Genomic DNA, 21525 nt, shown 5'->3' on the forward strand with positions numbered 1-21525 from the left:
AATGACGGTTGAGGCTACGCCTTCGCCAATTCCAGAAAATGCCGGCCCGCGCGATCCTCGGTCTCGACGATCCAGGCATCCGGATCGAAGCGGATTTCCTTGGTCAGCCGCTCCTCGATCGTGTGATCCGGCAGAGGCTGCGGCGCGACAGGGACGAAGAAGCGATCGACCGGCCGGCCGTCGTCATAGACGGTCTGCGGCGCCGGCGCATACAGCATCGCATTGCCGTCGAGCAGCGACACCTTCACGAACACCGCGCCCGCCTCCTCGGCACCGCGACGCCGCACGGCGCCGAACACGCCCTCGGTCTGGCAGCGGCGCAGGTAAGCAGCGACCCATATGTTGGATTTCAAACGCATGAATCGTACGATAGGTCAGTGCCGCCATCAGCACCAGCCTTGCGCGGGAGCGTGACAATCATTCGACCGGGCGGCCGATCGCGGCGGCGAGCTCGCGCAGCAGACGGTCGGAGACCTGGCCGGTCACCTGCATCTTGTGCTCGCGCTCGAATTTCTGGATCGCGGCCTGGGTCTCGCCGCTCATGGTGCCCGTGATCTTCAGATTGCCGTAGCCGTATTCGGACAGCGCGCGCTGCACGCCGGCAATGCGGCGTGCGGCCGGGCTTTGCGCCGGGATCGGCGCCGGCGGACGCAGCGCCGCGGGCGGCGTCGAAGTGGTCGCCTTGACCAGATTGGTCATCGGATCATTCGAGCGCGTCGAGGCGGTCGCCTCGACCGGCTTCTCGGGCGGCTTCTCGGCGGCACGCTCGGGGGGTTTGGGCTCGACAGGCTTGGGCTCGACGCGGAACTCGGTGGCGCGCGGCTCGAGCGGCGAGGTATCGGCGCCGACGGGACGTGGACGCGGCATGGGATTCGACAGCGGCACGGACGACGGCGCGGGAAGATTGATCACCGTGCCGAACATCGGCGCGGGGTGCCGGCCGGTCTGGAGGAACAGCGCATTGGCAACGATCGCGGCGATCGCGGCGACGGCGACGAGGCCTGCCAGCGTGTCCTTGGGGCTGTGCAGCAGCACGCGCATCACGAGGTTGCGCTCGGTCTCGACGTCGATGACCGCAGCTTTGGCGCCACGGCGGCGCGGAGCGGCTTCGTCCTTGGCAGACTTCTTAGGCACTTTTCTTCACCAGAGCGGGTTGGTCCTGAGACTGGTCGTGAGCTTGGTCCTGAAGATCCTGACGCAGCGCCGGCGTCAGCGTCGCAATCTTGCGCTCGGCCGGCTTGGCTTGCGGCGGCGTGTAGACGAGCGGCAACTTGACGGTGACCGCGGTGCCCTCGCCCAACCTGCTTTGTACCGTCAATTCGCCGAGATGCAACGCCACGAGGCTCTTCACGATCGAAAGTCCAAGGCCGGTGCCCTCGTGACGGCGCTGATAGGTTGTGCCGGCCTGGAAGAACGGTGCGCCAATGCGCTTGAGATCGTCGGGCGCGATGCCGACGCCGGTGTCGCTGATGCGCAGCGTCAGCTGCGAACCGGACACGGCGGCCGATACGCAGACCTGACCGCCGCGCTCGGTGAACTTGATGGCGTTGGCGACGAGGTTGAGCACGATCTGCTTGAAGGCCCTGGGATCGCCAGTCATGACGGGCAGGTCCTGCGGCGCGTCGGTGATCAGGTCGATGCCGTTCTCCCGCGCCTTCAGCGCCAGCAGATTGCAGCAATGCAATAGCGAAGCGCGCGGCGCGAACGGCTCGGACGCGATCTCGAAATTGCCCGATTCCATCTTCGACATGTCCAGGATGCCGTTGACGACCGACAGCAGGTGCTGGCCGGAATCGTTGATCAGCTGGGCGTATTCCTTGCGCTGCGCAGCACCCAGCATCAGGGTCTGCTCCTGCGCGATCATCTCGGAGAAGCCGATGATGGCGTTGAGCGGCGTGCGCAGCTCGTGGCTCATGGTGGCGAGGAAGCGCGTCTTGGCGGCATCGGCCGCTTCGGCGGCGCTGCGCGCCTGGTCCAGCGCCTGCTCGAAAAGCTTGCGGTCGGTGACGTCGCGCATCACGGCAACGACTTCGGCTTCGCACGTGACGTCACGCGCGCCGTCCTGATCGAGCGGACGGCAGCGCATCTCGACCCAGATGAAATCGACCTGGCCGCGCTCGGCGGCGGGCTCGCGCCGCAGCCTGAACTCGACGCTGCGCACCTCGCCGCGCGCCGCGTCGGACAGTGCCGTGAGATAGGCCGGCCGATCGGCGACGTGGACGCGGTCGAACAGGCCGTGGCCGAGCAGTTGGGCCACCTGCATGCCGAGCATGGCCTCCACCGCCGGCGAGATGAATTGCACCGCACCGTTGCGCTGATGCCGCGAGATGACATCGCTCATGTTGCGCGCCAGCAGGCGGTAACGCTCCTCCTCGCGCGACAACAGCGCAACGCTGGTGCGCGCGAGCGATTCCGCGCCGAAGGCGAGACCGGCGGCATAAAGAGTGGCAGACGTGACGCCGAAAGCCATCAGCACGCCGCGCTCGGCGGCACTCGGCTCAACCACCGGCAACCAGCCGAGCTGGCTCACCAGGATCAGCATTCCGGCGCAGGACAGCGCGAGCAGCGAGGCGAACGCCGCGACGCGGCGCGAGGCCGACAGCGCAGCTTCGAGCGGAACCACGATCAGCCAGACCGCGGCGAAGGATTCGATGCCGCCCGTCGTGATCGCGACGGCCATGATCAGGCCGGCGAGCGCCAGCGACGACAGCACGTGCGCGCCCTCGTAACGGCCGGTGCGCGACAGGAACCAGGACAACATGATCGGCGCGATCAGCCAGGCAAAGGCCGCGACCTCGATCGCGCTCGGCGCGCCGCGCATGGCGAGATAGACCGGAAATGCAGCGAAGGCGGCTAGGCTGCCGAGCAGCCGCGGTGCCATGAAGGCGCGATGCCGTGCGCGCATCAGCGCATCGTAGCGCGCGGAGGGATGCAGCAGTGCATCGAGACAATCGCGGATGATACTCAAAACTGTCACGGGTCTCGCGCTTCGGCTCAATCGTCTCTTGGAAGACGCGCCGGAACGCCTCCTTGTCGTTGAGCTACCGTGTCAGAGCGACCTTAAACGAGTGCTAAGGCGGCACAGCGTGGGGCCGGACACCGCGTTATCGCGGAGCTTTTTAGACGATTTGGCGACGTCTTCGCTGCGAATGGTGAACGCAGGGTTTCACCCTGCTCCGCATGGTTTCGAATTGGTGGATGCGGGGTGGCCGGCAGAAACACGGGCGGTGGCGTCAATCGAAAATTTACCGGAACGTCGCTGCGGAAGAATTTTGCGTCAATTTTCCGCGAATTAAGCTCAAGGCAATCACTTGCGATTTATCGAGGATCGCTAGGTCCGACATCCGCGGGAGATCGCCGCGGGCGGAGTCTAACGGACAGGTCGATAAGATGCGCTTTCTGCTCCGCATCACATTCTGGCTCGGGCTGGTGCTGGTGCTCCTGCCGCGGGACAAGACGCCCGAATCGGACAAGCTGCCGCAGATCGGCGCCGCCGATGCGGTGCAGGCCGCGACCGCGGCCGTTTCCGACGTGACCCAGTTCTGTAAGCGCCAGCCGGCGGCCTGCGAGGTCGGCGGCCAGGCCGCGACCATCATCGGCCAGCGCGCCCAGGACGGCGCGAAGAAGCTCTATCAGATCATCAACGACAAGAAAGAGCAGATCACCAACGACAAGAACGACGGCGGCAGGAACGACGGCAAGACCGACAGCAAGAAGGCGCCCGACCATACCGGCTCGATCGCGCAGGCCGGCGAAGGCGATCTTGCAGCGAGCGAGGCGCCGCGCGATACCCTGACCCAGGATGACCTTGCGCTCGAATGGCGCGGACCGGGGCCGGCGAATTAGCGTCCAAGCCCTATCGATTTCAGGGCTTCGCGTCTCTATATTGGCGGTAAGCGGGAACTGCGGGCCGATATGACGACGATCGACGATATCAGGGACAATTTCGAGCTTCTGGACGAGTGGGACGACCGCTACCGGTACGTCATCGAGCTCGGCCGCACTCTGGAACCGATGCCGGAGGCAGAACACTCGGCCCAGAACAAGGTCCAGGGCTGCGTCAGCCAGGTCTGGCTGCAGAAGACGGTCGATCGCAGCAATGGCGAGCCGGTCCTGAAATATCGCGGCGACAGTGACGCCCATATCGTGCGCGGGCTGGTCGCGATCGTGCTCGCGCTGTATTCGGGCCGCACGCCGCGGGAGATCCTCGATACCGACGCGATCGCCGTGTTCAACGAGTTCGGCTTTCGCGATCATCTGACGCCGCAGCGCTCCAACGGCCTGCGCTCGATGGTCGAGCGCATCAAGACCGATGCGAGAGAGGCGCTCGCGGAAGCGACGTGAGCAAAGCCCGCTCGAGTGAGGAGCGCACGTACCGAACCACACAGCAAACTGCCGTAGGGTTGGCAAAGCGGAGCGTGCCCACCATTTGCGTGTGATTGGTGAGAATTCGTGGGCACGGCGCAAGAGCGCCTTTGCCCACCCTACGGGATCTCGGGCCTGAACTACTTCCCCTTCTTCCGCTGCTGCTGCCCGAGGCCCATCTGCTTGGCCAGTTGCGAGCGCGCCACCGCATAGTTCGGGGCGACCATGGGATAGTCGGCCGGCAAGCCCCACTTCTCGCGGTACTGCTCCGGCGTCATGTTGTACTGCGTGCGCAAATGGCGCTTCAGCGACTTGAAGCGCTTGCCGTCTTCGAGGCACACGAGATAATCGGGCGCGATCGACTTCTTGAGCGAGACGGCGGGCTTGGCCGGCTCCAGCGGCGCGGTCTCGGTGCGGCCTGACGAGACCCGCACCAAGGCGCCATGCACCTGACTGATCAGGTTCGGAATCTCGGCCGCCGGCGTCGGATTGTTGCGGAGATAGGCCGACACGATGCTCGCGGTCAGCTCGATGAAATTCTTCGCCCCCGCATCCGACATGCGCCCCTCCCTTGTCCGCTTGTGGTTACGGGATTGACGCCACCGAAGTATTCACTGTCAAGAATACATTCGGCTAGAACACGACAACTGACGACGATGCACTGATTACTGGTGAAAGGCGCCGCTTTACTTCAGCGGACCGCCTCAACCGCGCTGGTCGAGATGGGCGCGGAGCTCGTCGATCGAGGCAAAGCGCATCATGCCCTCCGGCATCTGCGCCTCGATGGAGCCATCGGAATAGAGCGAATAGGCCATGCCATCGACGACGCCGGACTTGAGCACCGTCACGGGTGCGGGCTCCACGGGCGGCGGCTCGGGTGGCGACGGTGGGGCGGTCTCTGCGGGGGGCGACGGCGAGCGCGGCGGCGGACGGCGCGGGGCGGCCTGCGGCTCCGACGCGCGCGTACGGTCCGGCTTCGGCCAGGCCACGTCAAAGCTCGCAGGCGGCGGAAAGTTGGGAGCCTCACCCGCCTCCGCAGGCGGCGGCGCAACTTCACCGGATTTCGCCTCCGCGCGCTCGCGCTCCTTGCGTGAGGTCGAGGCGAACAGCAGGTTGCGCCGGCGCGACGCTTCCGGAGCGGGAGGCGGGGTCGGGGCTTCCGGCTCCTGCTGCGGTGCCTCGGCATGCGGCCGCTCGCGCGCGGCAGCTTCGCTCTGCCATGGCGGCGGACTTGCGGGCGGTGGCGGCGGCGCCGGCTCGGCTCTCACCGCCGCAGCGGGCACCGGCTCGGGCGCGACTACGCCAGGCACAGCGAGGCCCGGCAGCGCGGGCCTGACCCGAACCTCGGATGGCGCGACCGCACCGGCCAGCCGGCGTGCGATGCCCCTGAGCTCGAGCAGCACCAGATGCAGGCCGATCAGTAACATTCCGGAGCAGACGCCAATGGTGCCGGAGACTATGAGAGTCCCGCCGAGGCTGAATTCCCTGATCGTCATGCCGAAAATCACCGCGAGGAGACCCGCCAGCACGGCGCAAATCCCCACGATCAGCAATGCCAAATTCATCGAACTCACCCCCGGCCGCGCATCCACGCGCGAGAACCGCTACGCCACGATACCGTCATACGCTGTTCCACGCCAACGGCCAATTCTGGGCAGTGTTCCTAAAGGGAAGGAAATCAGGGACTTATTCACATTCCCTTCAGCCGAGGCTCGCTACTGCTAAAGCTGCTCGCAAAGTCATCTGAATGGGTGCCAACCGGAATTGCTGCGTCGCATCAGGAATTTAGCCATAATGCCCAATTACTTGGTAATGGAACTGCGCTATAGGGAGTCCGGGGTTGAGGCCCGCGCGCGCCAGCAGGGCCAAAAGGGGATTCCGGGGCACCGATAGCCATGACATCCATCACGACTTCGGCGATCGACACGCCTCAGCGGCGCTCGATCGAACGGACTTGCGACGATCTCGCCATGCTGGTGCTGGCCGCGGTCGCCGTCATTGCGGGCTTGACCTTCCGCGACTACGGGCTCGGCTGGGATGACTACACCCACGCCGAATATGCCGACCTGCTGCTGCGCATGTTCGGTTCCGGCTTCAAGGACACCGCAGCACTCTCCTTCGCCAATCTCTACATGTATGGCGGCGGCTTCGACATGGTCGCGGCCCTGCTGCACAAGGTCATTCCGCTCGAGCTGTTCGAGACCCGCCGTCTGGTCGGCGCCATCGTCGGCGTAATCGGGCTTGCCGTGACATGGCGGCTCGGCCGCCGCATCGGCGGACCCCTTGCCGGTCTGGCCTCCCTCCTCCTGCTTGCGCTCTGCCCGACCTTTTACGGCCACATGTTCATGAACCCGAAGGATGCACCCTTCGCGGTCGCCATGGTCGTCCTGATGCTCGGCCTCGTCCGGCTCGCCGAGGAATATCCGCAGCCATCGCCGCGCACGATCCTGATCGTCGGCTTGGGGGCCGGCCTTTCGCTCGGCTGCCGTGTTCTCGGCGGACTCGCGCTCGTCTACGCCGTGGTCGGCTTCGTGCCGCTGTTGCTGGAGGAATTGCGCACCGAAGGTCCGCGCGAATCCGTTCGCCGCTTCGTCCATGTCGTCTATGTGCTGCTGCCAGGCCTCGTGCTCGGCTACCTCGTGATGGGCCTGATCTGGCCGTGGTCGATCATGGAGCCAGGCAATCCCTTGGCGGCGCTGACCTACTTCTCGCATTTCTTCGAGAAGCCGTGGAAGGAGATGTTCGACGGTGCGATCGTGTCGGTGCCCGACATGCCCTGGTCGTATCTGCCGACGCTGTTCGCCCTGCAGCTGCCCGAGGTGATGCTGGTTCTGATGGGCGGTGCGATCGTCAGCACCTTCGCCATGCTGCCGCGGCGCGAGGTTCCGGCGCGCCGCAAGACCATCCTCCTGATGCTGACGCTGGCTGCGACCCTGCCGCTCGCGATCGCGATGGTGAAGCGCCCGGCGCTCTACAACGGCATCCGCCATTTCGTCTTCGTGATCCCGCCGATGGCGGTGCTCGGCGGCGTCGCCTTCGCCCGGACCATGGAGCGCCTGCGGGCCAATCACCGCACTTGGCAGCCGGTCGTGCTCGCCACCTTCTGCTTCGGCCTTGCGCTGTCGCTCGCCGAGATGATCCGGCTGCACCCCTATCAATACACGCACTTCAACCACATCGCCGGCACCGTGCGCGGCGCCGACGACCGCTTCATGCTGGACTATTGGGGTCTCGCCCTGAAGCAGGCCTCCGACGGATTGCGCGAGCAGCTCGTCGAGCGCCAGGAAGTGCCGCCCGGCAACCGCAAATGGAAGGTGGCGGTGTGTGGTCCGCAGCGCCCGGCCCAGGTGGCGCTCGGGCCCGACTTCACCATCGGCTGGGATTCCAACGCGGCCGATTTCGCCATGACGCTCGGCGAGTTCTACTGCAAGGGCCTCACCGCCCCGGTCATGGTCGAGATCAAGCGCGACGACGTGGTGTTCGCGCGCGTCTACGACATCCGCGGCCGCGGCATTTCCAGCCTGCTGTCGATCCCGGCGCCGTAGGATTTCTCCGTATCCGTAGCCCGGATGGAGCGAAGCGTAATCCGGGACCTGTGGCATCGTGCGAGCTGCCCCGCATTCCGCTTCGCTCCATGCGGGCTACGCGCTCCATGCGGGCCACGCTTGACAGCCACGCTCCTCGCGCCTTGCCGCAAGCCTCTCCCGCGACTACGCTCCCGTTCCGCAACAACGAGGTTCGGAGAGATCAGCCATGTCGCCAGCAGAAGCTCGCCTGAGGGAAGTCCCCTCCAACATGACGGAGGCGGAGTGGCAGCAACGGGTCAATCTCGCCGCCTGCTATCGCCTGGTCGCCCTCTACGGCTGGGACGATCTGGTCGACACCCACATCTCCGCGCGCGTGCCCGGTCCCGACCATCACTTCCTGATCAATCCCTACGGGCTGATGTTTGAGGAAATCACGGCCTCCAGCCTCGTCAAGGTCGACCTGCACGGCAATCAGCTCTCCGAGAGCGAGTACAGCATCAACCCTGCCGGCTTCACCATCCATTCGGCGATCCACGAGGTGCGCGAGGACGCGATCTGCGTGCTGCACCTCCACACTCTCGACGGAACCGCGGTGTCGAGCAGCGCGGAAGGCCTCTTGCCCCTGAACCAGACCGCCCAGCTCGTCACCCACGACCTCGCCTATCACGACTATGAAGGCATCGCGCTCGACCACGAGGAGCGGCCGCGGCTGCAGAAGGATCTCGGCGACCACAACCACATGCTCCTGCGCAATCACGGCACGCTGACGGTCGGCCGCTCGGTCGCCTCCGCGTTCGAGCGCATGTACCATCTCGAGCGCGCCTGCTCGATGCAGGTGCGCACGCGCGCGCTCGGCACGCCGGTCTATCCGGTCGAGGAGATCGCGATCGAGAAGAACACGGAGCTGTTGTCGAACCGCGACCGCGCCGAGCTGCGCGCCACCAATCTCGTTTGGCCGCCCTTGCTGCGGAAGCTCGACCGCGTCAATCCCGGCTACAGGTCTTGAGATTTTCACGAAATTGAGGTAGTGTTTGCGTCGAACTACCTCTGCACGTATCGGAATGAAACGCCGCCCAATTCCGGGCGGCGTTTTTATTTGAGTCGTCATTGCGAGCGCAGCGAAGCAATGACGGGGTGAGGTCTCGTAGGGTGGGCAAAGGCGCATCGCGCCGTGCCCACCATCTTGCGGCTTGCGCGCGAAGTAGTGGGCACGCTGCGCTTTGCCCGCCCTACGGCACCGTGCGTTATTTCACCTCCGCCAGCGCGGCGAGGATCCTTGCCCAGGAGCGGATGCCCTTCTGGAAGCTCTGCAGGTCGTATTTCTCGTTCGGCGAGTGGATGTTGTCGTCGTCAAGGCCAAACCCCACCAGCAGCGAGTCGAGGCCGAGCGTGCGCTTGAAGTCGGCGACGATCGGGATCGAGGCGCCCGAGCCCATCAGCACGGTTCTCCTTGCCCCATTCCTCCGCGAGCGCCTTGCTGGCGGCGGCGAGCGGCTTCATGGTCCAGTCGAGCGCGACTGCGGGCGCGGCAGAATGGTCGCCGAACTCGACCTTGCAATCGCCGGGAATGCGCGCCGTCACGTAATCACGGAAGGCCTTGCGGATCTTTTGCGGGTCCTGGCCCTGAACCAGGCGGAACGAGACCTTGGCCGAAGCATGCGAGGGGATCACGGTCTTGGAGCCCTCGCCGATATAGCCGCCCCAGATGCCGTTGACGTCGCAGGTCGGGCGCGTCGAGGCCTGCTCGACCAGCAGCCTGCCCTTCTCGCCAGCCGGGAGCGACAGCCCGACCGGCTTGAGAAAGGTCTTGGGCGTGAAATCGAGCTTCTTCCACTGCTCCAGGATATCGGGCGGCGTGTCCTTCACGCCGTCATAGAAGCCGGGGATGGTGATGCGGTTGTCGTCGTCGAACAGGCCACCCAGGATCTTCGTGAGCAGGCGGATCGGGTTCATCGCGGTGCCGCCGAACACGCCGGAATGCAGATCGCGATTGGCGGCGGTGATCTTGAGCTCTTCATAGAGCAGGCCGCGCAGCGAGGTCGTGATCGCCGGCGTGTTGCGGTCCCACATGCTGGTGTCGCACACCAGCACGTAATCGGCCTTGAACTCGTCCTTGTTGGCCTCGATGAAGGGCACGAAGTTCTTCGAGCCGACCTCCTCCTCGCCTTCGATCAGGAAGGTGACGTCGACCGGCAGCGAGCCCGTCACCTTCTTCCAGGCGCGGCAGGCCTCGACGAACGTCATCACCTGCCCTTTATCGTCCTCGGCGCCGCGCGCGACGATGATCTTGCGGCCGTCGGCATGATCGGTGACGACGGGCTCGAACGGCGGACGATGCCAGAGATCGAGCGGGTCGACCGGCTGCACATCGTAATGGCCGTAGAACAGCACGTGCGGCCGCCCGCCCGCGCCGGTCTTGCCGACGACGGCGGGATGACCCGCGGTCGGCCTCACCTCGGTGGCGACACCGAGGCTGGCGATGTCCCTGGCGAGATGCTCGGCGGCAGCCTTGCAATCATCGGCGAAGGCGGGATCGGCCGAGATCGACTTGATCCGCAGCAACGAGAACAGGCGCTGCAGGCTGTTGTCGAAATCCTTGTCGATGTGGTCGAGCACGGATTGGAGCTGCGCGTTGGCCATGATTGCTATCCTGGTTGTTTGAGTCTCAAGAGGTCCCGGGTTTTAGCGCCCGTGCGGCCTCGGGGCCAGCCGCAAGCGGCGGATGCCGGATGTGCCAGGCGAGACACCCTGCGAGGATGGCGGTCGCAGCGAGGTTGTTGCCCCAAGCCTGGAAGGCGAGCGGAAACCACGGCAGCGACAGCAGCATGAGGATGGCCAGTTCGCCGTATTGTAGTCGAGGTCGATCACATGCATGGGACGCGGCGGCTTGTTGGGATCGTCCAGGACCTAGCAGACCGGCAGGGGCTTAGGGAGTCGCCTCACTAGGATGTGTGACGTTCGGCCCCTTGCAGATCGCGAAAGGGGTCGATGCATGCTTGCCCGCCGGGCGCTCTGCCTAACGCCGTAGCAATCCGCCGAGCGCGCCGCGGACCAGCGTACGGCCGATCGAGCCGCCGAGCTGGCCGCCGAGCGACTTGCCGATATTGGCGGCCATCCCGCCGATCACCTGGTTGGTGACCGATCGCGTCACGTCGCGGGCAATGACCTGGCCGGTCGACAGACGACCTCGCTTGACGTTGGTGCCGAAGACGGTGCCGACGATCGAGCCGATCTGGCCAAGGATTCCGCCGCCTGCGCCGGCTCCACCATTTTGTGCGTCGGCAGGCGCAGCCGTGCCGGCTACGCGCTTCTGCAGCATCTCATTGGCGGACTCACGATCCACCGCGGTATCGTATTTGCCCCTCACCGGGCTCCTGCTCATGATCGCCTTGCGCTCCTCGGGCATGATCGGCCCGATCCGCGCCGTCGGCGGCCGGATCATCACCCGCTCCACCATCGAAGGCGTGCCGTTGCCCTCGAGGAAGGACACCAGCGCCTCGCCCTTGCCGAGCTCCGTGATCACCTTGGCGGTGTCGAGCTTCGGGTTGGGCCGGAAGGTCTGCGCCGCAGCGGCAACCGCCTTCTGGTCGCGCGGCGTGAAGGCGCGCAGCGCATGCTGCACGCGACCGCCCAATTGGGCCAACACCTTGTCCGGCACGTCGATCGGATTTTGGGTGACGAAATAGACGCCGACGCCCTTGGAACGGATCAGACGAACCACCTGCTCGATCTTGTCCATCAACGCCTTCGGCGCATCGTTGAACAGCAGATGCGCCTCGTCGAAAAAGAACACCAGTTTTGGCTTCGGCAGGTCGCCGGCTTCCGGCAATTCCTCAAACAACTCCGACAGCAACCACAACAGAAAGGTAGCGTAGAGCCTGGGGCTCTCCATCAGCTTGTCGGCAACCAGGATGTTGACGATGCCGCGACCGTCGCTATCGGTCTTCATGAAATCCTTCAGCTCCAGTGCAGGCTCACCGAAGAATTTCGTTCCGCCCTGGTTTTCCAGCACCAGCAGCTGGCGTTGAATGGTTCCAACCGTCGCCTTGCTCACATTGCCGAAGCTCTGCGCGGCCTTCCGGATCTCGGCTAACGGATCTTCCTCAGCATCCGGTCCCTTCTTGCCGCTGGCGGGCACGATCGCATCCAACAGCGATCGCAGATCCTTCATGTCCAACAATGGCAGGCCGTTCTCGTCCGCGACGCGGAATGCGACGTTGAGAACCCCTTCCTGCACCTCGTTCAGGTCGAGCATCCGCGCCAGCAATAGCGGCCCCATTTCGGTGACGGTGGCGCGGACCGGATGTCCCTGCTCGCCGAACACGTCCCAGAACACGGTCGAGAACTGGTCCGGCTGAAACTTGAGACCCATTTCGCCGGCGCGCTTGAGAATGAAGTCTTTGGCCTCGCCGACTTCCGAGATTCCGGAGAGGTCGCCCTTGATGTCGGCCGCGAAGACCGGAACACCGGCGCGCGCAAATCCTTCCGCCATCACTTGCAGCGACACCGTCTTGCCGGTTCCGGTTGCACCCGTGACGAGGCCGTGGCGATTGGCCAGCGCAAGCGTCAGCCAAGCCTGCTCGTCTCCCTTGCCGACGAAGATCTTGTCGTCGGTATCGCCGAGCTTGCTGTCCTGTGCGGTCATTATTCTCTCTGATCTCTCTGCCGAGTTTCGCGTCTCGAAACCCGAATGCACCAATTCCGTAGTTTAACGCATCTCGTGCGCCGATTAAATCGGTTCAGCGGCTCCTGCGCATGCGACATTGTCCGACCGGACGGACACGGTCAGCCCAAAGTAGCAACGAGGCGTTTCGCATAGCGGCAATTTTTCGCCGATTCGTTCTAGGCTCTTGCACGGCGGCAACACTTTTCGCGCGTTCGCGACGGCGCCTGCGTTCATCGCTTGTATTTCACGTCACACCGGCTCAAGATCATTTTCGAAAGCAATATTCCGGCATGCAAACCGGCTGAGGGGCGGGGTCTTATGGACGAGCTGATCGGACGGCTGGCGACAAACGCCAGCATAGATGGTGCTGTCGCTGAAAAGACCGTCGGCATTATCCTGGCCTTCCTTCGCAACGAGGGCCCTTCCGACAGTGTGCAGGCCCTGATCGACCAGATCCCCGGAGCGGAAGCTGCGATCGAAGCCTCCAAGAGCGGTGGCGGTCTGTCGCGGCTGATGGGCGGCGGCTTGATGGCCGTCGGCACCCGCCTGATGGGCCTGGGGCTCGGCATGTCCGAGATTCAAAACGTCGCCCGTGAACTTTTCCGCTACGGGCGAGACAAAATCGGAGCGGATCAGATGGGCAAGATCATCGCGGGGACGCCGGGCCTCAGCCAGTTCGCCTGAGCGACGCTTTTCATATCGAGTATCATGACATATCCGATTTCCGAGATTGAGGGCCTGCCGGCCTTTGCCGCCAACAAGTTGAAGGCGCAAGGAATCCGCACCACCGACGCGCTGCTCGAGGCGGCGTCCACCGTGAAGGGCCGCAAGGCGCTTTCGGCCAAGACCGGCATCAGCGAGCAGCAATTGCTGGAATGGGCCAACGTCTCCGACTACATGCGCATCCCCGGCATGGGCAGGGCCAAGGTCGGGCTCGTCCGCGCCGCCGGCGTCACCACCGTGCGCGAGCTCGCCTATCGAAATCCGGCGAGGTTGGCGCAGAGCATGCGCGAGGCCAACGAGAAGAAGAAGCTGGTCCGCGTCCTGCCTTCCGAGAAGTCGGTCGGCGACATCATCGCCAAGGCCAAGAAGCTGCCGCCGAAGATTACGTACTAAGCTGCGGATCAAGCCGGAGAGGTGGGGTACCACTGCTCCCGCATCGTCATTGCGAGCGCAGCGAAGCAATCCAGAATCTTTCCGCGGTGACACTCTGGGTTGCTTCGCTGCGCTCGCAATGACGGCGTGTGGGCAAAAACATCGCATCCTTTCGGCCGTCTGTGCGCATCGGAATGGCCGCGAATCGCCCTCAATCCCGGCTTGACACCCCCTTCGCGACCGCGCAAAGCGGGCCGCATGAATGCCTCGCCCTCCCCTTCCGTCCCGCCGGCCGGCTCGGCCGGGATCGGCGCACTGCGGACGCTCGTGGGCGGGCCGCTTCCTGCGGTGATGGGCGTGCTCAACATCACCCCGGATTCCTTCTCCGACGGCGGCGAGTTCACCGCGCCGGCGCGGGCGCTGGAGCGGGCGCGGGCGATGATCGCCGCCGGCGTCGACATCATCGATATCGGCGCCGAATCCACCCGGCCCTACAAGGGCGCCCGGCCGGTCACGGCGGCGGAAGAGCTCGCGCGGCTGAAGCCGGTGCTATCGGACGTCGTGGCGCTCGGTGTGCCCGTCTCGATCGACAGCATGAAGGCGGAGGTGGTGGCCTTCGCGCTCGACCAGGGCGCGGCGATCGCCAACGACGTTTGGGGCCTGCAGCGCGACGCCGGCATGGCACCGCTGATCGCCGCCAGGGGCGTTCCGGTCATCGTCATGCACAACCGCGACAGCGTCGATCCCGCCATCGACATCGTCGCTGATATCAAGACATTCTTCCTGCGCTCGCTCGATATTGCCGCGAAGACAGGCATCGCGCGCGAAAAAATCGTGCTCGATCCCGGGATCGGCTTCGGCAAGACCGCCGAGCAGAGCATGACCGCGCTGGCGCGCTTGCGCGAGCTCGACATGTTCGGCCTGCCGATCCTGGTCGGCGCCTCTCGCAAACGCTTCATCGCCTCGGTGTCGCCGTCCGAGCCATCGGAGCGGCTCGCCGGCTCGATCGCGGCGCATCTGGTCGCCGCGCAGCGCGGCGCCAAGATCATCCGGACCCATGACGTCGCCGAAACCCTGCAGGCCCTGCGGGTGGCGCAGGCCATCGAGAGCAAGCAATGACCGACACGATCTTCGTCACCGGCCTGTCGATCCATGCCCGCCACGGCGTGATGGATCACGAAACCGAGGTCGGCCAGCGTTTCGTCATCGATCTCGAGCTCTATACCGACCTGTCCGAGCCTGCGCGCAGCGACCGGCTCGCGGACACGGTGTCCTACGCCGATGTCGTGACGACGACGACGGCGGCGTTCAAGAATACCAATTACAAGCTCCTGGAGCGCGCGGCCGGCGCGGTGGCCGATGCCATCCTGTCGCACTTTCCGCGCATCCGCGCCGTGAAGGTCACCGTGCACAAGCCGCACGCGCCGATCGCCGCGATCTTCGACGATGTCGGCATCGTGCTGACGCGCTCGCGGCATCCCTAGCATGGCGAGCGTGCTGATCGCACTTGGCGGCAATGTCGGCGACGTCCGCACGACGTTCAAGAAGGCGATCGCGCATATCTGCGGCATGGCACAGGCGGCGCTGATCGCGCGCTCGTCCGACTATGCCACCCCGCCCTGGGGCGACGAGGACCAGGATCCCTTCATCAATGCCTGCATCGAGATCGAGACCAGCCTCGATCCGCATGCGCTATTGTTCGTGCTGCAGAAAGTCGAGCAGAAATTCGGCCGCACGCGCGAGAAAGACCGGCGCTGGGGCCCGCGCACGCTCGATCTCGACATGATCGCCTACGACGATGTCTCCTTGCAGAAGCCCGATTTGACGCTGCCGCATCCGCGCCTGTTCGAACGCGCCTTCGTGCTGGTGCCGCTGGCCGAAATCGCACCTGACCGCGTGATCTCAGCCATTCGTGTGCGTGACGGGCTCGCCAGCGTCTCGACGCAAGGGATTGAGCGGCTTCCGGATACCGGTTAACCAAAAACAACCGTTTGCAGGAACGGTCCGCCATGGCAATTTCGCCTGCGAATAACAAGATTTTCGGGAGCCCCGCGCCGCATGACCTCCGTGACTGACGACCTGCCGCTGGCGGCGGATTTTCCCAAGGCCACGCCTGAGGACTGGCGCAAGCTGGTCGACGGCGTGCTGAAGGGCGCGCCGTTCGAGAAGCTGGTCGGCAAGACCTATGACGGCATCAAGATCGAGCCGCTCTATCCGCGCGCGAAGGGCGTTGTGCCGGTGATGGGCCGACCGCCGGCTGCGCCGTGGCAGATCGTGCAGCGGATCGACCATCCCGATGCGGCGCTCGCGAACGCGCAGGCGCTGCAGGATCTGGAGAACGGTGCGAGCGGGCTTGCGCTGGTGTTTGCCGGCGCCAATGGCGCGCGCGGGTTCGGCCTGGAACCGTCGGCCGAGGCGGTGGCAAAGATCCTGAAAGACATTCACCTCGACGCCGGCATCGGCATCGAGCTCGAGATCGGACCGCAATCGCGGATGGCCGCGATCCATGTCGCGGAATATGTGAAGAGCAACGGCCTCGATCCCGGCGCCTGCAACATCCGCTTCGGGCTCGACCCGCTCGCGGCGGGCGCGGTGTGGGGCCACAGCCCCTATACCTGGGACGAAGTTGCCCCTGCGATTACGGGCGCCATCAAGGGCCTCGCCGGGCTCGGCTTCAAGGGGCCGTTCGCCTCCGCCGACGGCCGCGTGATCCATGATGCCGGCGGCTCGGAGGTGCAGGAGCTCGCATTCGTGCTCGCCTGCGGCCTCGCTTACCTGCGCGCGATCGAAGGCGCGGGCATTCCGCTGGAAGCCGCGCAGGACATGGTCTATGCGCGGCTCGCCGCCGATGCCGACCAATTCCTGACCATGGCCAAGTTCCGCGCCCTGCGGCTGCTATGGGCGCGCATCGAGACCGCTTGCGGGCTGGCGCCGAAACCGCTGTTCATCGCGGCCGATACCGCCTGGCGCATGCTGACGCAACGCGATCCCTACGTGAACATGCTGCGCGCGACCATGGCGGCGTTCGCCGCGGGACTGGCCGGTGCCAATGCCATCACCGTGCTGCCGCATACGCTGGCGCTCGGCCTGCCCGATCCGTTCGCGCGGCGCGTGGCGCGTAACACGCAGCTTCTGCTGCTGGAAGAATGCAACCTCGCCAAGGTCAGCGATCCCGCGGCGGGGGCTGGCGGCATCGAGACGCTGACGGCGCAGCTGTGCGATGCCGCGTGGGCACTGTTCCAGGAGAGCGAGAGCGCCGGTGGCGCGTTCGCGGCGCTTCAGCAGGGTGTGTTCCAAAGCAAGGTCGCGGCCACGCGCAAGGCGCGCGAGGCCAATATCGCGAAGCGCAGGGACATACTGACCGGCGCCAGCGAGTTTCCGAACCTGCACGAGAGCGAAGCCACTGTCCTGAAGGCAGCGCCGATCGCGCTTCCGCCCTACGGCGAACAGACCTACAAGTTCGAGGCGCTGCCTCCGATCCGTCTCGCGGAACCGTTCGAGGCGCTGCGCGACAAATCCGACGCGAGTTTGAAGGCGCGGGGCGCACGGCCAAAGGTGTTCCTGGCCAATCTCGGCACGCCCGCCGATTTCACCGCGCGCGCAACGTTCGCGAAGAGCTTTTTTGAGGCGGGCGGCATTGAGGCCACAGGCAGCGAGGGCTTTGCCGATTCGGCCAAGCTGGCCGCGGCCTTCAAGGCCTCCGGCGCCGAGCTGGCCTGTCTGTGTTCCAGCGACAAGGGTTATGCGGAACACGCCGAGGCCGCGGCAAAGGCCCTGCAATTGGCCGGCGGGCGACATATCTACCTGGCGGGCCGGCCGGCCGAGGCCGAGGCGGCGCTGCGAGCCGCCGGCGTCACGGGCTTTGTCTTCGCCGGAGGCGATGCGCTTGCGGCACTGCAGGACGCCTACCGACGGATGGAACAGCGATGACCGACACCAGCAAACCCGTTCTCACCGGCGGCTGCCAATGCGGCGCCGTGCGATTTGCGGTCATGACGGCGCCGACCAGGATTTCGATCTGCCACTGCCGGATGTGCCAGAAGGCGAGCGGCGCGCCGTTCGCCTCTTTGGCCGACATCAACAAGACCGATTTCGCCTGGACCAAGGGCAAGCCGTCGTTCTTCCGCTCCTCCTCGATCGCCGATCGCGGCTATTGCGCCGCCTGCGGCACACCGCTGAGCTTCGGCCGCATCGACGGCGACCGGATCGAGATCATGACCGGTACCTTCGATCGCCCTGACCGGGTGGTGCCGACGCGGCAGTTCGGCATCGAATCCCGCCTCGGCTGGGTCGTCGGCATCGCCAATTTGCCGAGCCAGACAACGCAGCAGAATTACGGACCGGAGAAGATGGCGACCATCGTCAGCCATCAGCATCCGGATCATGATTGAGGCGGTCCATGTTTCAACTGCTCGGACAAGCGTTGCTCGGTCTGGCAGAATGGAAGACTGAAAAGCTGCTCGCATGGCTGCTCTGGGACGGGACCGGCCGAGTGACTCAGAGCCGCCTGGACGATCCCGTTTACAAGAAGAATGTGCAAAAGCTGATCGAGCGCAATCGCAGGTTTGAGGATTCCAAGGAATGACCCGCATTCCCAATTTCGCCGAGGTCGCTTTCGAGCGAGCTGCAACTGCCACCCCTGCCGGCAGCGCCGAACCGTGGCTGACGCCGGAGGGCATTCTGGTGAAGCCCGCTTATGGCGAGGCTGATCTGGCCGGGCTCGATTTTCTCGAGACCTATCCGGGCATCGCGCCGTACCTGCGCGGCCCCTACCCGACCATGTACGTCAACCAGCCCTGGACGGTCAGGCAATATGCCGGCTTCTCCACGGCGGAGGATTCCAACGCGTTCTATCGCCGCAATCTCGCGGCGGGGCAAAAGGGCCTCTCTGTCGCCTTCGACCTTGCCACTCACCGCGGCTATGACTCGGATCATCCGCGCGTCGGCGGCGATGTCGGCATGGCCGGCGTTGCCATCGATTCCATCTACGACATGCGCACGCTGTTTGCAGGGATTCCGCTCGACCAGATGAGCGTGTCCATGACCATGAACGGCGCGGTGCTGCCGATCCTCGCGCTCTATGTCGCCGCTGCCGAGGAACAGGGCGTGCCGCCGGAGAAGCTGTCGGGCACCATTCAGAATGACATTCTAAAAGAGTTCATGGTGCGCAACACCTACATCTATCCACCCGCGCCCTCGATGCGGATCATCTCTGATATCTTCGCGTACACCTCTCAAAAGATGCCGAAGTACAATTCGATCTCGATCTCCGGCTATCACATGCAGGAGGCCGGCGCGACGCAGGATCTCGAGCTCGCCTATACGCTGGCCGACGGCGTCGAATATTTGCGCGCCGGCCTTGCCGCAGGCCTCGACGTCGACCGCTTCGCGCCGCGCCTGTCGTTCTTCTGGGCGATCGGCATGAACTTCTTCATGGAGGTTGCCAAGCTGCGCGCGGCGCGCCTGCTTTGGGCGAAGCTGCTCAAGCCGTTCAATCCGAAAGACCCGCGCTCGCTGTCGCTGCGCACGCACAGCCAGACCTCGGGCTGGTCGCTGACCGCGCAGGACGTCTTCAACAACGTGATGCGTACTACGGTGGAAGCGATGGCGGCCACGCAAGGCCACACCCAATCGCTGCACACCAACGCGCTCGACGAGGCCTTGGCGTTGCCGACCGATTTCTCGGCGCGCATCGCCCGCAACACCCAGCTCTTCCTGCAGCAGGAGAGCGGCACCACCCGCATCATCGATCCCTGGGGCGGCTCGTATTATGTCGAGCGGCTCACGCGCGACCTCGCCGCCAAGGCCTGGGGCCACATCCAGGAGGTGGAGGAGCTCGGCGGCATGGCGAAGGCGATCGAGGCCGGCGTGCCGAAGCTGCGCATCGAGGAGGCCTCGGCCAAGACGCAGGCACGTATCGATGCCGGCAAGCAGGCGGTGATCGGCGTCAACAAGTACAAGCCAACCGACGAGGACAAAATCGAGATCCTGAAGGTCGACAACACCAATGTGCGCCGGCTTCAGATCGACAAGCTCAAGCGGCTGAAGGCCGAGCGCAACCAGCAGGAGGTCGATGCCGCCCTCGCCGCGCTGACGCGCTCGGCCGGCGAAGGCAACGGCAATCTGCTGGCGCTCGCGATCGATGCGGCACGCGCCAAGGCGACCGTCGGCGAGATCTCGGACGCGATGGAGAAGGTGTTCGGCCGGCACCGCGCCGAGATCAAATCCATCACCGGCGTCTACAAGCGGGAGGCGTCCAGCATGGGCACCCAGGTCGAGAAGGTTCAGGCGCTGATCGACGCCTTCGAGGAGGCCGAAGGCCGCCGCCCGCGCATCCTGGTCGCCAAGATCGGCCAGGACGGCCATGACCGCGGCCAGAAGGTGATCGCGTCGGCGTTCGCCGATATCGGCTTCGACGTCGACATCGGGCCGCTGTTTGCCACCGCCGACGAAGCCGCGCGGCAGGCGGTCGAGAATGACGTGCACATTCTCGGCGTCTCCTCGCTGGCCGCCGCCCACCTCACCGCTGTGCCGGAGCTGAAAGCCGCGCTGAAGAAGCAGGGCCGCGACGACATCATGATCATCGTCGGCGGCGTGGTGCCGCCGCAGGATTACGATGCGCTCTATGCCGCCGGCGCCGAGGCGATCTTCCCGCCCGGCACGGTGATCGCGGACGCCGCCGAGGAGCTGATCCGCAAGCTGAACGCCCGGCTGGGGCATAGCGAGGCGGCGGAGTAGATGATAGACTGGCCGTGTGACGGCCAGGTGTGTCCATGACGCGTGACGAAATCGTCGCTGCGATACGCAAGAACGCGGATGCCATCAGAGGCAAGGGCGTAGCAAAGCTTGCCATCTTCGGCTCGCGAGCCGGCAACGATTATCGGCCTGATAGCGATATCGACGTGCTCGTCGAGATCGAGCCGGACACCTCGTTTTCCCTGCTCAACTTGATCGATGTCGAGCACATCATCGAGGATGCGACTGGCTTGCAAGCACAGGCAACTGTTCGCCGCTCCATTTCTCCCCGCTTTGCGGAGCGGATCGCGGACGATATTGTCGAAATATTCTGACGCTCACGCAGGAGCACTAACCTTGAAGTTCATCGCCGGTTTGAGCGTCGCCCTGGCGCTGAGCGCAACATGTGCGTTTTCCGCCCACGCCGCCGATCCCAAACCCGATACGATCGTCAAGACCAAGAGCATCGAAGCGCGCGTCTTCCTCGGCGACAGGATCAAGGCGGATGCGGCGCTGGCGGCGGACTGCCTCGCGGAGGGCAAGAAGTGGCTCGACAAGAATGGCGCGGAAGCCGCTGCCGCGCACAAAGCGGACCCGCAGTTCTTCAAGGAGGGCGGCTGGGAGTTCGAGCGCAAATATGAAATCCGCTCCGTGGTTGCCGACCGGTATGTCAGCGTCCTGCGCAACGACTACATGAACACAGGCGGCGCGCATCCCAACTCGGACGTGAACACAATCCTGTGGGACAAGGCCGCGAACAAGCGCATCTCGATCCGCCCGTTCTTCACCGAGACCGCCGATGGCGGCCCCACTATGAAGGCGATGGTGAAGGCCATCATCGCTTCGATCAAGGACGAGAAAAAGAAGCGCGGCGCCGGAGAGACCGCGACCGACGAGTGGTTCAAGTCCGTGGAGCCGCGCCTCCTCAAGATCGGCGCGGTGACGCTCGGGCCCTCCACCGCGGCCGGCAAGAGCTCCGGCCTCACCTTCCACTATCCGCCCTATGCCGTCGGTCCCTACGCCGAGGGCGAGTATGTCGCCTTCGTGCCGTGGGAGACGCTGAGGCCTTACCTCACGGCCGAGGGCGCCCGCATCTTCGGCGGCGCGCGGCCCAAGGGCGACGCGGACGAGCCGTGA

22 protein-coding genes and 1 pseudogene are annotated in these 21525 nt (G+C 65.0%); 15 read left to right on the plus strand and 8 right to left on the minus strand.

What is annotated here, in order from left to right; translation table 11 throughout:
• Positions 1–14: 14 nt before the first annotated feature.
• The 3 genes from ABIA40_RS17430 to ABIA40_RS17440 are packed head-to-tail and all read right to left on the minus strand — an operon-like array spanning position 15 to position 2977.
• A complete protein-coding gene (locus ABIA40_RS17430; RefSeq protein ID WP_157282434.1) occupies positions 15–359 on the minus strand; it encodes a DUF1491 family protein in 345 nt (114 codons plus the stop codon).
• A 58-nt stretch (positions 360–417) separates the two neighbouring features.
• Positions 418–1134: a peptidoglycan-binding domain-containing protein gene (locus ABIA40_RS17435; protein ID WP_271545233.1), complete on the minus strand. Its 717-nt coding sequence runs from the start codon at positions 1132–1134 to the stop codon at positions 418–420.
• Positions 1127–2977, minus strand: coding sequence for a HAMP domain-containing sensor histidine kinase (locus ABIA40_RS17440; protein WP_271545234.1), 1851 nt, complete (start codon positions 2975–2977; stop codon positions 1127–1129). The genes ABIA40_RS17435 and ABIA40_RS17440 overlap by 8 nt, the downstream gene beginning before the upstream one ends.
• Before the next feature lie 413 nt (positions 2978–3390).
• Here ABIA40_RS17440 and ABIA40_RS17445 point away from each other — a divergent pair, with 413 nt between their 5' ends.
• Both ABIA40_RS17445 and ABIA40_RS17450 read left to right on the plus strand, forming a co-directional pair.
• A complete protein-coding gene (locus ABIA40_RS17445) occupies positions 3391–3846 on the plus strand; it encodes a DUF5330 domain-containing protein (protein ID WP_271545235.1) in 456 nt (151 codons plus the stop codon).
• Positions 3847–3915: 69 nt separating this feature from the next.
• Positions 3916–4344, plus strand: a complete 429-nt coding sequence (locus ABIA40_RS17450) for a SufE family protein (protein ID WP_157282431.1) — start codon at positions 3916–3918, stop codon at positions 4342–4344.
• 161 nt (positions 4345–4505) lie between these two features.
• Here the strand turns inward: ABIA40_RS17450 and ABIA40_RS17455 are convergent, their stop codons facing one another.
• Positions 4506–4925 (minus strand): MucR family transcriptional regulator, encoded by a 420-nt coding sequence (locus tag ABIA40_RS17455; protein ID WP_157282430.1) that lies wholly within the window; start codon positions 4923–4925, stop codon positions 4506–4508.
• Positions 4926–5069: 144 nt separating this feature from the next.
• A complete protein-coding gene (locus ABIA40_RS17460) occupies positions 5070–5930 on the minus strand; it encodes a DUF308 domain-containing protein (protein ID WP_271545236.1) in 861 nt (286 codons plus the stop codon).
• A gap of 330 nt (positions 5931–6260) precedes the next feature.
• On the opposite strand from ABIA40_RS17460, the gene ABIA40_RS17465 reads away from it, so the two are divergent.
• Complete coding sequence (locus ABIA40_RS17465) at positions 6261–7910, plus strand: glycosyltransferase family 39 protein (RefSeq protein WP_271545237.1); 1650 nt, start codon at positions 6261–6263, stop codon at positions 7908–7910.
• Positions 7911–8118: 208 nt separating this feature from the next.
• A complete protein-coding gene (locus ABIA40_RS17470; RefSeq protein WP_271545238.1) occupies positions 8119–8898 on the plus strand; it encodes a class II aldolase/adducin family protein in 780 nt (259 codons plus the stop codon).
• A 238-nt stretch (positions 8899–9136) separates the two neighbouring features.
• On the opposite strand, the pseudogene ABIA40_RS17475 reads toward ABIA40_RS17470, so the two are convergent.
• From ABIA40_RS17475 to ABIA40_RS17485, 3 genes and pseudogenes are all read right to left on the minus strand, one after another.
• Positions 9137–10532, minus strand: a pseudogene (locus tag ABIA40_RS17475) (M20/M25/M40 family metallo-hydrolase).
• A 25-nt stretch (positions 10533–10557) separates the two neighbouring features.
• Positions 10558–10719, minus strand: a complete 162-nt coding sequence (locus ABIA40_RS17480; protein WP_404542402.1) for a hypothetical protein — start codon at positions 10717–10719, stop codon at positions 10558–10560.
• A gap of 189 nt (positions 10720–10908) precedes the next feature.
• Positions 10909–12537, minus strand: coding sequence for a helicase HerA-like domain-containing protein (locus ABIA40_RS17485; protein ID WP_271545240.1), 1629 nt, complete (start codon positions 12535–12537; stop codon positions 10909–10911).
• Between the two features lie 339 nt (positions 12538–12876).
• Here ABIA40_RS17485 and ABIA40_RS17490 point away from each other — a divergent pair, with 339 nt between their 5' ends.
• The 11 genes from ABIA40_RS17490 (at position 12877) to ABIA40_RS17540 (ending at position 21525) form a co-directional block, all read left to right on the plus strand.
• Positions 12877–13242: a hypothetical protein gene (locus ABIA40_RS17490; protein ID WP_057027235.1), complete on the plus strand. Its 366-nt coding sequence runs from the start codon at positions 12877–12879 to the stop codon at positions 13240–13242.
• Between the two features lie 24 nt (positions 13243–13266).
• On the plus strand, positions 13267–13674 hold the full coding sequence (locus tag ABIA40_RS17495; RefSeq protein WP_036005985.1) for a DUF4332 domain-containing protein: 408 nt from the start codon (positions 13267–13269) through the stop codon (positions 13672–13674).
• 237 nt (positions 13675–13911) lie between these two features.
• On the plus strand, positions 13912–14772 hold the full coding sequence (folP, locus tag ABIA40_RS17500) for a dihydropteroate synthase (protein WP_271545241.1): 861 nt from the start codon (positions 13912–13914) through the stop codon (positions 14770–14772).
• Positions 14769–15137, plus strand: a complete 369-nt coding sequence (folB, locus tag ABIA40_RS17505) for a dihydroneopterin aldolase (protein ID WP_271545242.1) — start codon at positions 14769–14771, stop codon at positions 15135–15137. Before folP ends, folB begins: the two co-directional genes overlap by 4 nt.
• Before the next feature lies 1 nt (position 15138).
• Entirely contained in the window at positions 15139–15630 is a 492-nt protein-coding gene (folK, locus tag ABIA40_RS17510; RefSeq protein ID WP_271545243.1) for a 2-amino-4-hydroxy-6-hydroxymethyldihydropteridine diphosphokinase, read from the plus strand.
• Positions 15631–15711: 81 nt separating this feature from the next.
• On the plus strand, positions 15712–17583 hold the full coding sequence (locus ABIA40_RS17515) for a methylmalonyl-CoA mutase family protein (RefSeq protein ID WP_271545244.1): 1872 nt from the start codon (positions 15712–15714) through the stop codon (positions 17581–17583).
• A complete protein-coding gene (locus tag ABIA40_RS17520) occupies positions 17580–18044 on the plus strand; it encodes a GFA family protein (protein ID WP_057027174.1) in 465 nt (154 codons plus the stop codon). Before ABIA40_RS17515 ends, ABIA40_RS17520 begins: the two co-directional genes overlap by 4 nt.
• 8 nt (positions 18045–18052) lie before the next feature.
• Positions 18053–18238, plus strand: a complete 186-nt coding sequence (locus ABIA40_RS17525; RefSeq protein WP_157281468.1) for a hypothetical protein — start codon at positions 18053–18055, stop codon at positions 18236–18238.
• Positions 18235–20391 (plus strand): methylmalonyl-CoA mutase, encoded by a 2157-nt coding sequence (gene scpA, locus ABIA40_RS17530; protein ID WP_271545245.1) that lies wholly within the window; start codon positions 18235–18237, stop codon positions 20389–20391. The genes ABIA40_RS17525 and scpA overlap by 4 nt, the downstream gene beginning before the upstream one ends.
• Before the next feature lie 35 nt (positions 20392–20426).
• Positions 20427–20723, plus strand: a complete 297-nt coding sequence (locus ABIA40_RS17535) for a nucleotidyltransferase family protein (protein ID WP_109144401.1) — start codon at positions 20427–20429, stop codon at positions 20721–20723.
• A gap of 31 nt (positions 20724–20754) precedes the next feature.
• Positions 20755–21525 (plus strand): DUF3298 domain-containing protein, encoded by a 771-nt coding sequence (locus tag ABIA40_RS17540; protein ID WP_404546272.1) that lies wholly within the window; start codon positions 20755–20757, stop codon positions 21523–21525.

Origin of the sequence: Bradyrhizobium sp. USDA 223, from assembly GCF_044909005.1 — a bacterium.
GTDB classification, from domain to species: Bacteria; Pseudomonadota; Alphaproteobacteria; order Rhizobiales; family Xanthobacteraceae; genus Bradyrhizobium; species Bradyrhizobium yuanmingense.

Excerpts from the sequence above, each read along its gene's own strand:
- ABIA40_RS17430 (WP_157282434.1), bottom strand. The coding sequence starts at position 359 with ATGCGTTTGAAATCCAACATATGGGTCGCTGCTTACCTGCGCCGCTGC.
- ABIA40_RS17445 (WP_271545235.1), top strand. The coding sequence starts at position 3,391 with ATGCGCTTTCTGCTCCGCATCACATTCTGGCTCGGGCTGGTGCTGGTG.
- ABIA40_RS17450 (WP_157282431.1), top strand. The coding sequence starts at position 3,916 with ATGACGACGATCGACGATATCAGGGACAATTTCGAGCTTCTGGACGAG.
- ABIA40_RS17455 (WP_157282430.1), bottom strand. The coding sequence starts at position 4,925 with ATGTCGGATGCGGGGGCGAAGAATTTCATCGAGCTGACCGCGAGCATC.
- ABIA40_RS17460 (WP_271545236.1), bottom strand. The coding sequence starts at position 5,930 with ATGAATTTGGCATTGCTGATCGTGGGGATTTGCGCCGTGCTGGCGGGT.
- ABIA40_RS17465 (WP_271545237.1), top strand. The coding sequence starts at position 6,261 with ATGACATCCATCACGACTTCGGCGATCGACACGCCTCAGCGGCGCTCG.
- ABIA40_RS17470 (WP_271545238.1), top strand. The coding sequence starts at position 8,119 with ATGTCGCCAGCAGAAGCTCGCCTGAGGGAAGTCCCCTCCAACATGACG.
- ABIA40_RS17480 (WP_404542402.1), bottom strand. The coding sequence starts at position 10,719 with ATGCTGCTGTCGCTGCCGTGGTTTCCGCTCGCCTTCCAGGCTTGGGGC.
- ABIA40_RS17485 (WP_271545240.1), bottom strand. The coding sequence starts at position 12,537 with ATGACCGCACAGGACAGCAAGCTCGGCGATACCGACGACAAGATCTTC.
- ABIA40_RS17490 (WP_057027235.1), top strand. The coding sequence starts at position 12,877 with ATGGACGAGCTGATCGGACGGCTGGCGACAAACGCCAGCATAGATGGT.
- ABIA40_RS17495 (WP_036005985.1), top strand. The coding sequence starts at position 13,267 with ATGACATATCCGATTTCCGAGATTGAGGGCCTGCCGGCCTTTGCCGCC.
- folP (WP_271545241.1), top strand. The coding sequence starts at position 13,912 with ATGAATGCCTCGCCCTCCCCTTCCGTCCCGCCGGCCGGCTCGGCCGGG.
- folB (WP_271545242.1), top strand. The coding sequence starts at position 14,769 with ATGACCGACACGATCTTCGTCACCGGCCTGTCGATCCATGCCCGCCAC.
- folK (WP_271545243.1), top strand. The coding sequence starts at position 15,139 with ATGGCGAGCGTGCTGATCGCACTTGGCGGCAATGTCGGCGACGTCCGC.
- ABIA40_RS17515 (WP_271545244.1), top strand. The coding sequence starts at position 15,712 with ATGACCTCCGTGACTGACGACCTGCCGCTGGCGGCGGATTTTCCCAAG.
- ABIA40_RS17520 (WP_057027174.1), top strand. The coding sequence starts at position 17,580 with ATGACCGACACCAGCAAACCCGTTCTCACCGGCGGCTGCCAATGCGGC.
- ABIA40_RS17525 (WP_157281468.1), top strand. The coding sequence starts at position 18,053 with ATGTTTCAACTGCTCGGACAAGCGTTGCTCGGTCTGGCAGAATGGAAG.
- scpA (WP_271545245.1), top strand. The coding sequence starts at position 18,235 with ATGACCCGCATTCCCAATTTCGCCGAGGTCGCTTTCGAGCGAGCTGCA.
- ABIA40_RS17535 (WP_109144401.1), top strand. The coding sequence starts at position 20,427 with ATGACGCGTGACGAAATCGTCGCTGCGATACGCAAGAACGCGGATGCC.